Source organism: Dolichospermum sp. LEGE 00240 (assembly GCF_015207875.1).
Classification (GTDB): domain Bacteria; phylum Cyanobacteriota; class Cyanobacteriia; order Cyanobacteriales; family Nostocaceae; genus Dolichospermum; species Dolichospermum gracile.
In genome coordinates, this window is record NZ_JADEVZ010000042.1 from 1 (window position 1) to 15,955 (window position 15,955).

The window sequence follows — 15,955 nt, forward strand, 5'->3', positions numbered from 1 at the left end:
TTACTTAATATGTTCTATTTTTTGGCAAATAAAGTTAAACTCAACCAGAAAATTAGGTAGATAAAATTTTCCTGGCTGAAATTTTTCAAAAATCCCAATAATCTAGGTCACATCTGCGGAATGTGGGTTAGAAACCGCGTCTACACAGGCAAAACCCACCTGCGTGGGTTTAAATTCCTTGATTTTTCGTTAGTCCGCGTAGGCTAACTATCCCTGCGGGACGCTAGAAGAACTCTTGTGTAGCAGCGGTTGATCTTGGCGTGGGGAAGCCATATTCTATGCGCCAGTCCTAAGAGGATGTTTGAAAAGTCCTATCCCGTAATTTTCATCACATTGTTACCCCCCTTTCCCTTTATAAAGGGGGGTAACAATAAAAATCCAGTTCCCTCCCCTTAGTAAGGGGAGGGTTAGGGTGGGGTAAAAAATATTTGATACATCAACCATAACTTTTAAAACACCCTCTAAGTTGACACCAATAAACACTGCTAAACCCTATTCCCCATTACCCATTACCCATTACCTATTACCTATTCCCCATTACCTATTACATATCAGATGCACCAGTAGCAATCAAACGTCTGAATAAAGCTGCTGACCAACCAGTTTCTTTAAGTACCGCAGCAGAAGAAACTTCTACATAAGCTTGTTCAATAAAAGCTAAATCAATCATGCAAACTTTAGCCAAGGCATCTTTTAATTCATCTGATTTACCATCAGCTTTGAGTTTTTTACCGACTTTATCAACCACAACTGCCATTGCTGGAACTACGTGCTGAGGACCAATACCAATTTTCACATGAACCAAGCCAATATGCCAACGACATTTTGCATATTCATCGCCCCAATTATCCATCCCTGTAAACATTTGATTAAACCAATCAATAAAGGTGGCGTGTAAACGATGAACCCGTCCCTCAGTGGCATTTAAAATACCACTCATTTCTGCATCACGTCCCAGGAATTCATAGAAATGATTTGCCATTTCTTCAGCAACTGCTGTTCCCCAATCGGTATTTGCTTGCATTATCTTTTTATCTTCAGCCGTTAGACTAATCCTGGTTTCCATGGTGGTCAAAAAAGCGCGAGGTTCAATAGCCATAATGAATCCTTAAAAATAGTTAGGTGTGGATTTAATTAACTTTTGTTGATACTCTGTAAAAGATAGAGTATAGAAATTTCTCAAAATTAAGCTAGTGGCGGTAACAGGATTAATTAAGCAGTTTTACTCCGCAGAAAACCGACTAAATTTTTGAGAAATGATTGACTAACTGCTGGCTTTTGAGTAGGTTCTGGAACTGGTTCAACTATGGGTATTTCGTAAGTAGAAACTTCCTCGGTCATGGAGACAGAAGTAGCCGCAACCATAAAATGTTCTTCTGCTAAACCAATCACAATGAGACGGAAAGCTATTTGCAATACTGTATCTACGGCGAGATTAAGTTGATCCGCAATTTTGGCTAGAGAAACTTCACCATTGGCAAATTCCCAGACTTGCCATTCTTGAGCATTTAGCTGTAATTTAGGCTGTTTTGAACTTAGACCTGATAAGCCAGAGGTGGGATCTGGTAGTTTTTCAGCTAAGGCATTCCAGTCTCGTAATGCTCGCAATCCGATTAATATAACTTCGGTTGCGGACATACTTAAACCTGTCATTTCTCCCAATGGTAAAGCTGTAATTGGTTCAAATTTGAACTGACCATCTTTAATTTGAAATAAGGCACAGACTGGACGGAGAACCTGAGAGTTAAACAATAGTTTCAGTTGTTCTGCTTGGATTAAACCTTGGGATTTTAGGCACAGTCCCAAAGGTGAATTAATAAAACAGGCAGAAATGTGAGTCACCCTAGAAATTACCCGCTCACTTACCCATCCTCGTTGAGCAATTAACAATGTTAAACCTTGTTGATCTAAACGATCGGATGCAGCTACAACTCGTCCTTGATGCAGCCAAATATAATAAAGTTGCTTGGCGTTAGTTTGATTTTTGTCAGATGACAATTCAATATGAAGTATACCTGTCTTTTTGCCTTGATCTAAAAATTGCAGCAGTTCTGGTAAAGAAAAATCTGCAAAGTTACCATTAATAGACATAATCAGCCTCCTTGATGAAGAAGAGATTTATTAAAACCCATAATTCAAAATCCCAATTTGTACTTTCAAAAAAGCTCTTAACTCTCAACTGCACAACTTTCCATTAAGTATTGTACTAAGTGAATTACTGCTTCTGCTACTGAGTCTCTTTCGTTAGGATTCACCTTGACTAAAGGAGGCCGATTCTGCTCATCTACATAACCAATTGCTAAGTATATATCTTCCTCTGCCCAAGCTCCGGGACAATCTGTATGGCTGATACCGATGATCATCGGTACACTAACTCTCGCTTGCATGAAGTTGATAATATTCCGTGCTTGACGAAATTCTCTTGGTCTATGGGCTGCGATGAGTACGATATAGGCGTGTGCCTTATTAATCAAAATATCCCACATAAAGTCAAATCGAGTTTGACCAGGTGTTCCGTAAAGGTGCAGTGCCATATCTGGACCAAATTGCAATCTGCCGAAGTCAAAGGCTACAGTGGTTCTTTTCTTGAGCAATGCTGTTTCATCAGTTGCACGGGTATCTGTATCTACAACTTCAATTTCACTAACGGAACGAATAAAGGTAGATTTACCAGCCCCTACAGTTCCTGTGACAACCAAGCGCATAATTTCCATCTTTATCACCCTCCCATACAAAAATGTTTACAGTTGCTCACATTTTTATTTTCTTCTTGTTTAATTCTGGCAAGGTTGGCACTATCCCGTACTCAGGCTGACACGACCAATCTAGCTACTTACTGCAAAAATAAACACATCCAATTAAGTCAAAAGTTGCCTAGAATCAGCAGTATTTATCTATTGGGGAACTCTGAATAAGTTACCTCCGAGGTGATATGATTTACAGGAGGATCAGCTTTAATTCTGCCAGAACTCGTTTGATTTCTAGCATTAGTAATCCTTGTTTAGCACTTTCACTGGCTAAAACTAGCAGCACGGCATCTTGACCACAACTAGTTAAGATACCAAAGCCTTTATTGCCTTCTACAAAGATTCGGTCAATAGTTCCTCTGGCTAATTCCATACCAATTCTTTCGCCTAAGGATAACATAGATGCGGACATGGCTGATACCCTTTCTTCATCCATTCCACCTGGCAAGCTGGCTGCTAAAGGGAGTCCATCGGGAGTAACAAGTGCTGCTCCCTGTACATCAGTAGTAGCACTAACAAAGTTTTGTAAAACCATGCTGAGTTTTTCTGAGTTGATAGCCATGATGATTATTCTCCGTTGTTTTAAATGGGAAAGTGGGTAGGAAAATCAAGTAAGTACGGAATTAAACAAACTGTTTTCACTTGTAGTAGTACAGTATCATTTATTTTAAAGAAACAATAATGGCACTGTGTAAATAGAGGCCTCTTTTTTAGTATCCTTGTGATTTAAATTATGCACCAGTCAAAACTAAGATGATACCGAAAAAATACGGAATTTAGTTTTTCTTATTATTAATATAAGTTAAGATTATTGCTTTGTTTGTAATCTTAAGCTGTGTAACTTATATGACATCAGCTTTTGAGGTGATTTAATCGGTGTCAATTTTGGGTATTCTGTTTTAGTTTTTGTTGAGAGTGTCAACTATAGGAAGTTTTAAGTATTGTGATTAACTTTTGTCAATATTATCAAGTATGTCTATATAAATGTGGTGCTGAGGAAAGGTTGTAATCTGATAATGACTACATCAAAGAAACTACGTGCTATTTATTTCAAATATCTTGTTCTAAGTATGTCAAAAAACTATTGGCTAGGATAGCAGCTTGTGTGCGATCGCGTAAATTTAACCGATTTAAAATATTGGTGGCATGATTTTTAACTGTTCCTTCGGAAATATACAGTTTTTTGGCAATTTCTCGATTATTTTCGCCAATGGCAATTAACCGCAAAACTTCTTTTTCTCTAGGCGTAAGTTCTACTAAGTTCGGTGGTACAGCTAATACAGGTTGGGGTGGAATAGCAGGAAATTGAGTAATAAGTTTTTTAACTATTCCTGGTCCTAGTTGGGAATATCCTTTATTAACCGCACGAATAGCAACTGCTAACTCTTCTGAAGGTGTATCTTTGAGTAAATAACCCATTGCTCCATTTTGTAGTGCTGCTTTCACATATTCATCATCATCAAAAGTTGTTAAAATTAGAATTTTGCTGTGAGGGAATTGATGATTAATTTCTTTAGTTGCAGCAACTCCATCTATAATAGGCATTCTGATATCCATTAAAATTACATTTGGTTGCAGTTCCTTAACTAAATCAATTGCAATTTGACCATTTTCTGCTTCTCCGACAATTTTTATATCTGATTCTAGTTCTAATAATGCTCTTAAGCCTTGACGAATTAAGCTTTGGTCATCTACAATTAAAATTGTGATCATGGTAATTAGATTTGCCACTTTTATAATAATTCGGGAATCTGAATCTTGGGGTATTTATATAATAGGAAACTGAGGGATTATATCATCTATCTCTGTCATTAATTTAATTGTTTCTATGACGACAATAATGATTTTTTGATAATGAGTAATTTCCGCATCAGATAAATCTATGTTAGCACTTTTTCGGTCTTTTAACCATTTATCTAATACTTGATAACCACCAATTTTAAATTCCCACACTATTGGAGAAACTCCCGAAAAATAACAGTTCTGATTAATCAAAATCTGCTGTTTATTTGTATTATATTTAACTTGAGTTATTTCATTTTTACCATCACCTTGATAATGAATAGCGCCTCTTTCTTCTCCATTAAATAAAGGTAAATTAGCAGTAGTAGAAGTTTCTGATTTAGTCATGGGAGTTGGGGGCAGATTTTTCATCAAATGTAAATTAACTAACTTTTCTCCTTTGATAACTAATTGATTAAATAATTCATTATTGCTAGTTAAAGGAAGACGGGGAAAATCAATCTTTAAAAACTGGGAGTATCGTTGACGATATTGAGGAGAATGAAACACAGCATAAATATAGTAAAAGATATTTTCCGCTGTGGGAATATAACCTAATTTGGACTTAATTGCAGTCAGAAATTCTGGAGAAAAATTAGGTTTTCTGTCTTGGGTTGTTTCGTTTTCTGGATAAATATAAAGAGGGAATAAATAATTAATTTCCTTGGTTTTATTAGAAATAACACAAGATTCTATGATATCTTGAGTAGTACCAACTAAAGACCATTCCCCAGACTGAGATTGTTGTCTAACGGTAATTAATCCTAAATTATCACCTAATAACATATTTTTCATCACATCATTTCGAGGCATACAAATAAATCCCCTTGATTTACCTGTATAATAGGTGTATTTGATATCAAAAGGACGATATAAAATCCGTTTAATCGAATTTCTATTTATTGTATTAATTTTATTTTTTTTAACTCTGCTTTTTCTAAGATCATCTTGCGCTAAAGCAACCTGCCAATCTCTTGTATCTTTTCCTAAATTATACTTTTCTCTTGCTTCTTCTGGTGGTAAAAATGCAAAATCATTAACAATTTTTTCCACGTCTTCAGGAGTTTTCTGAATTGTTAAAGAATCTCGTGCTGTGACAATTCCCACAGAATTAACAAGCATGATATCAGTTATTTTCCAACCTCGATTATATTCTGCTAAAGCATAAACATCTTGAGGAGTCAACAAATAAAAAGGAGAAATAGGATTGATTTTTTCCCATGCTACGGTTTTCATCGTTAATTCTTTCAATAACTCATATTTATGTTCACGATTTCCCCATAAATCAGCATAAAAAACGCCATTCTCTGGTGCATTTTGTTGATTAAATATAAGCTGATTTTTAGGAATATCCTTAACAGCAATTAAAATCGCTACTCCCTGTTGAATATCAAAGACATTTTTATCTATACTTCCATCTGGAGAAACTTCTTTTTTCTTAGCATTACCATGTAAATTCAGAATATAAATCCGATTAAAACTTTGTAATAAACTTTGACGCATTCCTCGAAATGTGGGGTTATCTAAATAACCATGATTGGTAACAAAAGCTAAAATTCCTACTCCTATTTTATCAATTCTCCATTGTCCAAAGCGAATAAATTTTACATAATCATCTTGTAACCATTTGGGATTTTTTTCATCTAAAGATAATCCATCTATTTGATAATAATCTTTAACTAATCCTTCTATCCATTCATTTTTATTTTCTGAATGTCCCGAATAGGGAGGATTTCCTAAAACTACATGAATAGGGATTTCCGTTTTAATTGCTGCTGCTTGGTTTGCTTCTGCTGAGATATACTGGCCTAAAATTAATTCTGATTTTTTCACTCCTTCATTTAAAGCATTAGTTAAAAAGATATTTAATCTTTCTTTTTCTTGAAATTCATAACCTAAGTTTTCTAATAATAATCCCAGTTTTAAATGTGCAATTGTATAAGGAGTCATTAATAACTCAAAACCATATAAACGTTTGAGAACTTGTTTATCTCTAAATAATTGATTCCAACGGTTGACTCCATATTTTTCAAAGTTAAAATAAATTTGTTTAATGACTTCATATAAAAAAGTTCCTGTTCCCGTAGCTGGGTCTAAAATTGTGACGTTTTTACTACCTAAACCATCATCTAAATTAAAATCATTTTCTAAAATATGATTAACTGCTTTAACAATGAAAGAGACTACGGGTTCAGGAGTATAATAAACTCCTCTACTTTTTCTTAATGATGCTTCATAAGCTGCTAAAAATGTTTCATAAAAGTGGACTATGGGATCTTGTTTTCGTGTCTCTTGTCCAAAGTTTTCTAGAATATTATTCATATCAACTTTAGCTAAAAGTTCCACTAAGCTATCAATTGTCCAATTAATTTTACTGATGATATCTGTGGAAATAACTGTACTAAATAATCCTTGTAAAAAGGGAATTTTATCACTAATATGAATACCCGCAGTTTGACGATTAAATTGATATGTTATTTGTCCATGACAATGGCCTACCCTAGCGGTAAATAAACCATAAGCTATGGTTTGAGCGTACATATCAGCAAAGTTATAATTATCTAAATCTGGTAATAGTAACTCTTGAAATAATAACTTTAATTGAGTTAATTCTCCTGTTTGTTCTTCGGTTTTCAATGCTTCATTAATACTATAACGAATAGCTTTAGTTGCTGCGGCCATTTCCTTAGCTAAATCATAGTAGTTATTAATAGTTTTTTCTTGCTTACTGAGAAATGATCTAATTAATTGTTCTGTTTCTAATATATTAGAAGCAGGAATTATTTGATTGTTTTCAATTGTAGCTAAGGTGGTTTTTAATTGCAGTTTACCATCAAGATACCAATGAAACTGAAGATAATTAGTCAGGATCAGATTTTCACCAATGGATGATTCTAAATAACGTTGTAATTGTTCAGTTTTTTCAATTTTATCTAAGTTCTCTCCGATTTTTTTGGCTTCAATATAACCGAGTAATTGATTATTCTTTCTCACAGTAAAATCAGGAATACCTGCTTGATTTCCCAATTCTTCAACGGTGGATTTTATTCCTAAAATAACACTATTAATCAGATTTTCTAATGTGGAGTAGTGAGTGCGTTCACTGCCTTTTTCTAGTTTGCTTTGCACTTGTTGTAAATAGTGTCTAAAGTCCATATATTTTCCGTGTTTTTTAAATAAATATGTGATGTTATTAATGATAAGTTGCTAGTGAAATACATCGTCAGAATCAGGATATCCAGGAATTATATTACTAATTACCAATTAGTAAGCTCTACTAAATAACTGGTCACTCTATGATTATAATTCATTTTAAATATAAAGGTGATGAAATTCACGAATTTTTAATATTTCTTGACTTTATTTTCTGAGATAAATTTTCTAAAAACTATGATTTTGAGAGTAAAACAGTTTAATAATTCAGTAAAGGAACTTGGACAATAATTTGACAACCTGCACCTGGATGAGTGTTAATTTCAAATTCTCCTCCTAATGCTAAAATGCGATCGCGCATACTTTGTAAACCAAATCCTGTAGTATTTTGACCCCCATCAAAACCTTTACCATTATCCTGAATTATTAGCTTCAAGCCTGTTAAAGTTGTTATTAATTCTAGTCGAACTTCTGTAGCTTGAGCATATTTAGAAATATTCGTTAATGATTCTTGAATAATTCGATAAATAGCAGTGCTGATTTCCATAGACAGTGGAGAAATAATATAAATTTGACAAGTAGGTAAAATGCCATTATAACGCTGAAAATCCGCTGCAAGAACCTTAATTGCTTCCTCTAATGTTTGTCCCTGTAAAGGATGGGATCTCATCGTAGAAACCGATTGCCGAACATCTTGTAAGGCTTTTGAACCAAGTTCTTTCGCAGTGGCTAAAAATGTCATCGCTCTAGGTATATCATGTTTTGATAACTTTAAAGCCGTTTCTAATTGCAGATTTAAAGCCGTTAGAGAATGTCCTAAAGAATCATGAATTTCTCTAGCAATGCGATTGCGTTCTTCCAAAGTTGCCTGACTTTCAATTTTCAAGGCATATTGACGAAGTTTTTCGTTGGCAGCTTGCAGTTTATCTCGACTTTGCCGTTCAGCTAAAACAGTATTCATTAGTAGTAACACAAATACTAAACTTAAGCCAAATAGAACCGCCAAACTAAAACTGAAAAATCTAAATCTTTCCTGCGCTATTGGTGAAAATCTTCCAGGAGGAATCCGTTGTCTCAGAGTAAATATAAATAAAATAAATGAAGATAAAGTAACTGTTAATCGTCCGGGAAGTTGAAAAATCAAACAACTACGAGTTACCAAAATTAAATAGAGAAAGGGAAAAAGTCTCGCACTTCTACCACCGAAAAAACCAGTAATTAAAATTAAAATAACTTCCAATGCCGTATAAATGATTTTATTGGTTTTATTGAAAGTAGGCAACCTTAACCCCATTAAACCAAAAATTGTTAAACTACAAATTGTCAATTCTGGATACATTGCCGAAAAACGCGGTGAGGGAGATGGCATTAATGCCATTAAGGCTGAAAATCCCAACAATAGCCATTCTAAATACAACAGAAATCGAAAAGGATGATTATTAAACTGAATAGGACGATTCATAATTGATTGATAGTTGATATAGTGACAAGGCTGAAATCCTCAACCTGACTTAAAATATTTGTATCACGATTAAGTTAAAATGGAACAAGCATAAGATATCTGAATGCTAATGTCATGACTAAAGTAATGGGTGTAGACGTGACTTTTGCCTCATGTGGTTACTGGGTGCTAGTCTCTATGATAGGAACATAGAAACCCGACATAACCAAAAGGTAATTATGAAATTGAAGACATTATCACTAATTGCTGGTACTCTGGCTTTGACTTTAATCGCAACTCCCTTTGCAGTTCAAGCAGAAGAAAATTCATCTTCACCCCAACCTGGTCAGGAATGGCAAAAAGAAAGTCCATTTAAAAAGTTGAATTTGACCCCTGAACAAAAAGCTAAAATAAAAGCAATTCGTAGCAATACCCGCACTCAAATTGAGGCTGTTTTGACGACTGCACAAAAGACTAAATTACAAGCTGCAATGGCAGAACATAAAGCACAACGTCAACAAGGACGTGGAAAAAGAGGTGATATTTTTGCTTCATTAGGCTTATCCACTGAACAAAAAGCTAAAATGAAAGAAATTAGAGAGTCATCAAAACAACAAATGGACGCTATATTAACTCCTGAACAAAGAGCGCAAATACAGCAAATGTGGGAAAATATGCGTTCTCCTCGTCAACAAAATAAACCCCAATAATTTTCAACTATTCAAATAAGAATAATACATCAGGGGTGGGTATAAAAAACTCATCCTATTTTTGTGCAGATATTTTTCAATGAATTAAGAGCTATGGCACATTATGCTAAAATGAGAAATACACTTTAATCAAGTGATTAAGATGACACAATCTACACCCCAAAGGGTTGTCCGTCGTGGTCGAGTATTTCCCGAAATTCAGTGGACAGAAACACAAAAAGCTCAAGATAGAGCTAGAAGACAGGCTTTTTCTGAGCGTTGTTGGGTAATTTTTGAGCGGTTAAAACCAGAGATATTAAATAAATACTATGGTTGGTACATTGCTATTGAACCTGATAGCGGTGATTATGTCATTGATCAGGATCAAGAGGTAGCTAGTAAAATGGCTAGAGAAAAGTATCCTCATATCATTCATCATATTTATGGCATTAATGAAACAGGAGTTAGTGGCAGAATATGATTGAGGGCAGATTTGGAGATAAAGGTAATTTTAAAAGTTGAGTTACTTATCACTTAATTCAATCTAAATTGTTTTCAAATCCATACATATATGAATAATCTACAAACCTACATTCAAGAAATTACGCAAATTTATCAACAACAAAATGCCACAGAACATACTTATCGCCCAGCATTAAAAAAATTAATGGAATCTTTAGATTCTCAAATTCAAGCTATTAATGAACCAAAAAGAATAGCTTGCGGTGCGCCAGATTTTGTAATGAAAAATGGTATTTTAGAAATTGGACATATTGAAGCTAAAGATATTGGTATTTCTCTCAAGAAAGTAGAAAAAACTGCACAAATGGGACGTTATTTTCAGGCTTTGGGTAATTTGATTTTAACTGATTATTTAGAATTTCGCTGGTATATTCAAGGAGAATTAAAATTAACTGCGTCTTTAGGAACTATTGATAAAAACAAAAAAATCAAAGTTGATAAAGAAGGAATACAGGAAGTTGACCAACTTTTACGGCAATTTTTATTAGCTAAAGTTCCCCAAGTTACCACACCCAAAGATTTAGCTAAACGCATGGCTAGTTTAGCCCAATTAATGAGAGATGCTATCAAAAGTGCTTTACAGGATGTAGATAATGGGGGAATGTTACGTCAGCAGTTAGAGTCATTTCAACGAGTATTAATTAAAGATTTGACGGTCGAACAATTTGCGGATATGTACGCCCAAACTATTTGTTATGGGTTATTTGCAGCGCGGTGTAATACTGATAATCTTAATACTTTTTCACGGGAAACAGCAGCTTTTAAATTACCAAAAACTAACCCATTTTTAAGAAGTATTTTTGGACAAATAGCCGGACCAGATTTAGATGATAGAATTAGTTGGACTGTGGATAATTTAGCGAATATTCTCCAACAAACGGAAATGGCAGAAATTCTCCAAGATTTTGGTAAACGGACTCGCAGAGAAGATCCTGTTGTGCATTTTTATGAGACGTTTTTGGCAGAATATGATCCAAAAATGCGAGAATCAAGAGGGGTTTATTATACTCCTGAACCTGTGGTTGATTATATTGTTAAAAGTGTGGATTATATTCTCAAACATAAGTTTAATATTAGTAAAGGTTTAGCAGATTCTAAAAAGATTAAAATCCCCAATCCCAAGGGTGAGGGAACTCTAGAAACCCATCAAGTTTTGATTTTAGATCCTGCGGTGGGTACGGGAACTTTTATGCACAGTGTAATTGATTTTATTTATGATCAGTTTAAATCTCAAAAGGGGATGTGGTCAAGTTATGTTAGTCAACATTTGTTACCCCGATTATTTGGGCTTGAATTGTTGATGGCACCTTATACTGTAGCACACATGAAATTAGGTTTACAGTTGCAAGAATTGGGTTATGATTTTAGTTCTGATGAACGGTTAAGGATTTATTTAACAAATACATTACAAGAGGCTTTTCAAATTCCTGCTGCTGATGGTTTGATGAACAGAATTAGAGATGAAGCAGAAGCAGCAAAAGATATAAAACAAGATGTTCCTGTGATGGTAATTTTAGGAAATCCTCCCTATTCTTATGAATCTATAAATACTGACCCTTGGATTGTGGGATTAGTTAGAGATTATTATCAAGTGGACGGGAAACCTTTAGGAGAAAGAAACCCGAAAGGATTATTAGATGATTATGTAAAGTTTATCCGTTTTGCTCAACATCGGGTTTCGGAAACGGGTTATGGTATTGTGGCTTTAATTACGAATCATGGTTATTTAGATAATCCCACTTTTCGGGGAATGCGTCAAAATTTGATGCAAACTTTTGATGAGATTTATGTTTTAGATTTACATGGTAATAGTAAGAAAAAAGAAGTTTGTCCTGACGGTTCACAGGATAAAAATGTTTTTGATATTCAGCAAGGTGTAGCAATCAGTATTTTTATTAAATATGAACATAGTCAGCAAAAGTTAGCATCTGTTTATCATGCTGATTTATGGGGTATGAGAGAGGTTTATGAAAATAAGGAGTTAGTTGGAGGTAAGTATCATTGGTTAGCTGAAAATGATATTAGTTCAACTGATTGGAAAATTGTCAAACCTGAAGCTAAATTTTATCTATTTAACCCTCAAAATACCAGTTTATCATCAGAGTATGAACAAGGATGGAAAGTTATTGATATCATGCTAGTGAATGCTGCTGGTATAAAAACCCATAGAGATCATTTTGCTATTGATTTTGAGGAGGAAAGCATTACTCAAAAATTTAGAGAATTGCGAGAAACTAATTTATCTAATGAAGACTATAGCAATAAATATAATATTCACGATCATCAAGATTGGCGATTAGATAAAGTCCGTCAATTAATTCGCTTAGATAATCAATGGGAAGATAAAATAATTAGTTGTTCATATCGCCCTTTCGATTGGCGTTACTGTTATTATAGTGATCTAATAATGGATAGGCCTAGACGAGAATTACTTGATCATGTTTTTAGAAAAGATAATTTATGTTTAGGTTTAGGTCGTCAAGGAATTGCTGTAAATGATCCTATCTGGTCTTTGGTATCAGTTGCGAACCAACCTATTGATACTAATATTTTTAGAAGAGGTGGAGTTAATATTTTCCCTCTTTACCTTTACCCAACAGATACCCCAACTTTATTTGATTCTATCCCAACTAATACACCTAGAGGACGTAAACCGAATCTATCCCCAGAATTTATTATTGAATTTTCCCAAAAACTAGATTTAGAATTTATGTTTGATGGAAAATCAGATAAAAATAAAACCTTTAGACCAGAGGATATTTTTAATTACATTTACGCTATCTTTCATTCTCCTATTTACCGTCAACGCTACGCCGAATTTTTAAAGATTGATTTTCCTCGCGTTCCTTTAACTGCCAATTCTGCGCTTTTTTGGGAATTAGTAATCAAAGGTGATAAATTAGTAAAATATCATCTCATGAAAGAAACAGGAACAGAAATTTCTACTTATCCCATTCATGGTTCTGATATTGTGGAACAAGTGAAATATAATGAAAATCATCAACAAATTTGGATAAATTCTGAACAGTATTTTGATCAAGTTCCGCAACAAATTTGGAATTTTTATATTGGAGGTTATCAAGTTTGTCAGAAATGGCTGAAAGATAGAAAAGGGAGACAATTGAATTTTGATGATATTAGCCATTATCAAAATATGATTTCTATCATATCGGAAACTATTAAGATTATGGAAGATATTGATCAAATTATTGAAAAATATGGCGGTTTTCCGTTAGAATAATAGTTAACAACAAGATATGAAGACAGACACGATATTTTACACATTACTGCAAAATCTCCCCAGTGTGTTATTTGAACTGCTAGAACAGCCTCCTAAACTAGCTTTACACTACGAATTTTCCTCAGTAGAAATCAAAGAATTAGCCCGACGGATAGATGGCTTATTTTTACCCAAACCAGAGTACCCGCAAGACCCGGTTTATTTTGTGGAAGTACAATTCCAAAGCGATGATAATTTATACTGGCGATTAATTACAGAAACATTTCTTTATTTAAACCAATATAAACCTCAAAGAACATGGCAAGCAGTTGTATTATGGGCAAATCGGGATCTTGATCCTGGTATACCCTTAGCATATCAAAGTTTACTAACTGCGGGACTAATTCATGTCGTTTACTTAGATGAAATAACCGATACATCATCTTCAATTGGTTTAGGTATTATTAAATTAGTAGTTTCCCCTGAAGATGAAGCTATCCAACAAGCAAAAACTTTGATCAATTTGGTAGAAAAAGCAGATGCGGCCAAGAGTCGTAATCTTTTAGAATTAGTAGAAAGAATGCTGGTTTACAAATTTTCATCCTATAGCCGTCAGGAGTTAGAAGCAATGTTTGGATTAACAGAATGGCAAAAAACTCGATTTTATCAAGAAGTAAAAGAAGAGACGGAGTTAGAAACTAAGTTAAAAACGATTCCTAAACTGTTAAAGGAGGGGCTAACTGTAGAACAAATTGCTCGGATATTTGAGTTAGATATCGAAGTGGTAAAACAAGCAATTAAACAGCAAAGTAGTAAATAGACATTTGATAAATAAATGTAGGGGCGATTAACCTGTTTCTGGATCTAAATAGCGGGCAAGATGCCCGCAGCACAAGAGTATTTCTCTAGATTAATAACTGGGTAAATATTTTTTGCTAGATTGGGCAATTTGTTATTTGCATATCCCTAGCGCAAAACTTTAACTTTTGAAAAAACTCCATTTTCGTCTTCATCAAATTGTTTGTGAACTTCATCCCAAGCCATTTGTTCAGAAGTAAGTTCATCCATATTTTCATTCAGTGCCGTATTATAACGTTGCATGAATATCCGCTGGGCTTCTGGGGAAAGATGGGTGCGAACTTCAGGAGATAAATCATCTGCACTGTTACAGATTCCTGGACAAGGATGGGGAAGTGTTTTTTCAATTGTGTTAATTTCTTCAGCACCAGCACTTTCGAGAATTAATTGAAATTCGCCACTGCGATCGCTCGGTACTTCTACCATCACTAAAAATTCACCAGCTTCTAAACGGGTTTGATAGAGTGTAGCTTTGTCTTCTGGCATTCCTAAAGCAGTGAGAACTGATACCAAACCTGCACCAGCACTACCAGCGATCGCACCACTTGCAGCCCCCAATAAGATCGCCCCAATTGGACCTGCTGCCACAATTGGCCCGACAAAGGGAACAAATAATACACCTACACCTGTTAACAAACTCAGGAACGAACCAAACAAAGAACCGAAAATTGCTCCTGTTCTCAAACCTCCGAGAATCACATCTCGCTTCGTAATAAAACCAGAAATTCGCGTTTCTGATTGGAAATTTCTCCCCATCACCGAAATATTATCCTTGGGGACATTTCTATCTAGTAACCGCCGAATTACATTATCAATTTGTTTCTCTTCTTTAAATACAGCGGAAATTGTCCGTTCTGCTTGATATGTTTCTGACACTTCTTTACTCCTAATATTTTGTGTTGACAATGATCAATTACACTGATATTTTTAAAATCTATTTTGTCGTTCAATCAATACTGAATAATAATTTAATTAAATATTTTCTGAATCAATCTTCAGAGATAGTTGACTTGAATTTGTAATTAGTTGAATTTAGATAAAAATCACTCTGGGGATTGATACAATCTCAATAAGTCAGAAATGGAGAGCGATCGCTACCATGTTTGAGAAAATGATGAAATAACCGATACATCGTCTTCAATTGGTTTAGGAATTATTAAATTGGTAGTTTCCCCTGAAGATGAAGCTATACAACAAGCAAAAACTTTGATCAATTTGGTAGAAAAAGCAGATGCGTCCAAGAGTCGAAATCTTTTAGAATTAGTAGAAAGAATGCTGGTTTACAAATTTTCATCCTATAGCCGTCAGGAGTTAGAAACAATGTTTGGATTAACAGAATGGCAAAAAACTCGGTTTTATCAAGAAGTTGAAGAAGAAACTAAGTTAAAAACCATTCCTAGACTGTTAAATGAAGGGCTAACTGTAGAACAAATTGCTCGGATACTTGAGTTAGATATCGAAGTAGTGAAACAGGCAATCAAACAACAAAGTAGTAAATAGACACTTAAAGAATTAAATATAGGGGCGATTCAGCTTGATTAGC

At 34.4% G+C, this 15,955-nt stretch carries 13 protein-coding genes; 5 read left to right on the forward strand and 8 right to left on the reverse strand.

The window, feature by feature from the left end; all coding sequences use genetic code 11:
- Positions 1 to 544: 544 nt before the first annotated feature.
- The 7 genes from IQ226_RS14690 to IQ226_RS14720 all read right to left on the reverse strand — a co-directional run bounded on the left by IQ226_RS14690 (position 545) and on the right by IQ226_RS14720 (position 9,144).
- Positions 545 to 1,099, reverse strand: coding sequence for a protoglobin domain-containing protein (locus IQ226_RS14690; protein WP_193896504.1), 555 nt, complete (start codon positions 1,097 to 1,099; stop codon positions 545 to 547).
- Positions 1,100 to 1,212: 113 nt separating this feature from the next.
- Positions 1,213 to 2,091, reverse strand: coding sequence for a DUF4388 domain-containing protein (locus IQ226_RS14695; protein WP_193896506.1), 879 nt, complete (start codon positions 2,089 to 2,091; stop codon positions 1,213 to 1,215).
- A 77-nt stretch (positions 2,092 to 2,168) separates the two neighbouring features.
- Positions 2,169 to 2,714 (reverse strand): ATP/GTP-binding protein, encoded by a 546-nt coding sequence (locus IQ226_RS14700; RefSeq protein WP_193896508.1) that lies wholly within the window; start codon positions 2,712 to 2,714, stop codon positions 2,169 to 2,171.
- 223 nt (positions 2,715 to 2,937) lie between these two features.
- The gene (locus IQ226_RS14705; RefSeq protein WP_193896510.1) at positions 2,938 to 3,309 is read right to left on the reverse strand and encodes a roadblock/LC7 domain-containing protein; all 372 of its coding nucleotides are present in this window, start codon (positions 3,307 to 3,309) and stop codon (positions 2,938 to 2,940) included.
- Between the two features lie 488 nt (positions 3,310 to 3,797).
- Positions 3,798 to 4,460 (reverse strand): response regulator transcription factor, encoded by a 663-nt coding sequence (locus IQ226_RS14710; protein ID WP_193896512.1) that lies wholly within the window; start codon positions 4,458 to 4,460, stop codon positions 3,798 to 3,800.
- A gap of 54 nt (positions 4,461 to 4,514) precedes the next feature.
- Positions 4,515 to 7,685, reverse strand: coding sequence for a type ISP restriction/modification enzyme (locus IQ226_RS14715; RefSeq protein ID WP_193896514.1), 3,171 nt, complete (start codon positions 7,683 to 7,685; stop codon positions 4,515 to 4,517).
- 256 nt (positions 7,686 to 7,941) lie between these two features.
- A complete protein-coding gene (locus IQ226_RS14720) occupies positions 7,942 to 9,144 on the reverse strand; it encodes a sensor histidine kinase (RefSeq protein ID WP_193896516.1) in 1,203 nt (400 codons plus the stop codon).
- Positions 9,145 to 9,362: 218 nt separating this feature from the next.
- Between IQ226_RS14720 and IQ226_RS14725 the strand changes: the two genes are divergently transcribed.
- The 4 genes from IQ226_RS14725 (at position 9,363) to IQ226_RS14740 (ending at position 14,374) form a co-directional block, all read left to right on the forward strand.
- A complete protein-coding gene (locus tag IQ226_RS14725; RefSeq protein WP_193896518.1) occupies positions 9,363 to 9,833 on the forward strand; it encodes a Spy/CpxP family protein refolding chaperone in 471 nt (156 codons plus the stop codon).
- A 142-nt stretch (positions 9,834 to 9,975) separates the two neighbouring features.
- Positions 9,976 to 10,293 carry a hypothetical protein gene (locus tag IQ226_RS14730; RefSeq protein WP_193896520.1) on the forward strand — a complete coding sequence of 106 codons (318 nt, stop codon included), beginning with the start codon at positions 9,976 to 9,978 and terminating at the stop codon, positions 10,291 to 10,293.
- A 90-nt stretch (positions 10,294 to 10,383) separates the two neighbouring features.
- Positions 10,384 to 13,575, forward strand: coding sequence for a type ISP restriction/modification enzyme (locus IQ226_RS14735; protein ID WP_193896522.1), 3,192 nt, complete (start codon positions 10,384 to 10,386; stop codon positions 13,573 to 13,575).
- A gap of 16 nt (positions 13,576 to 13,591) precedes the next feature.
- Positions 13,592 to 14,374 carry an Rpn family recombination-promoting nuclease/putative transposase gene (locus IQ226_RS14740; protein ID WP_193896524.1) on the forward strand — a complete coding sequence of 261 codons (783 nt, stop codon included), beginning with the start codon at positions 13,592 to 13,594 and terminating at the stop codon, positions 14,372 to 14,374.
- A gap of 146 nt (positions 14,375 to 14,520) precedes the next feature.
- Here IQ226_RS14740 and IQ226_RS14745 read toward each other — a convergent pair whose 3' ends face one another.
- Entirely contained in the window at positions 14,521 to 15,288 is a 768-nt protein-coding gene (locus IQ226_RS14745) for a ChaB family protein (RefSeq protein ID WP_193896526.1), read from the reverse strand.
- Between the two features lie 243 nt (positions 15,289 to 15,531).
- Between IQ226_RS14745 and IQ226_RS14750 the strand changes: the two genes are divergently transcribed.
- Positions 15,532 to 15,912, forward strand: a complete 381-nt coding sequence (locus IQ226_RS14750) for a DUF2887 domain-containing protein (RefSeq protein ID WP_370567153.1) — start codon at positions 15,532 to 15,534, stop codon at positions 15,910 to 15,912.
- The last annotated feature ends 43 nt before the right edge of the window (positions 15,913 to 15,955 follow it).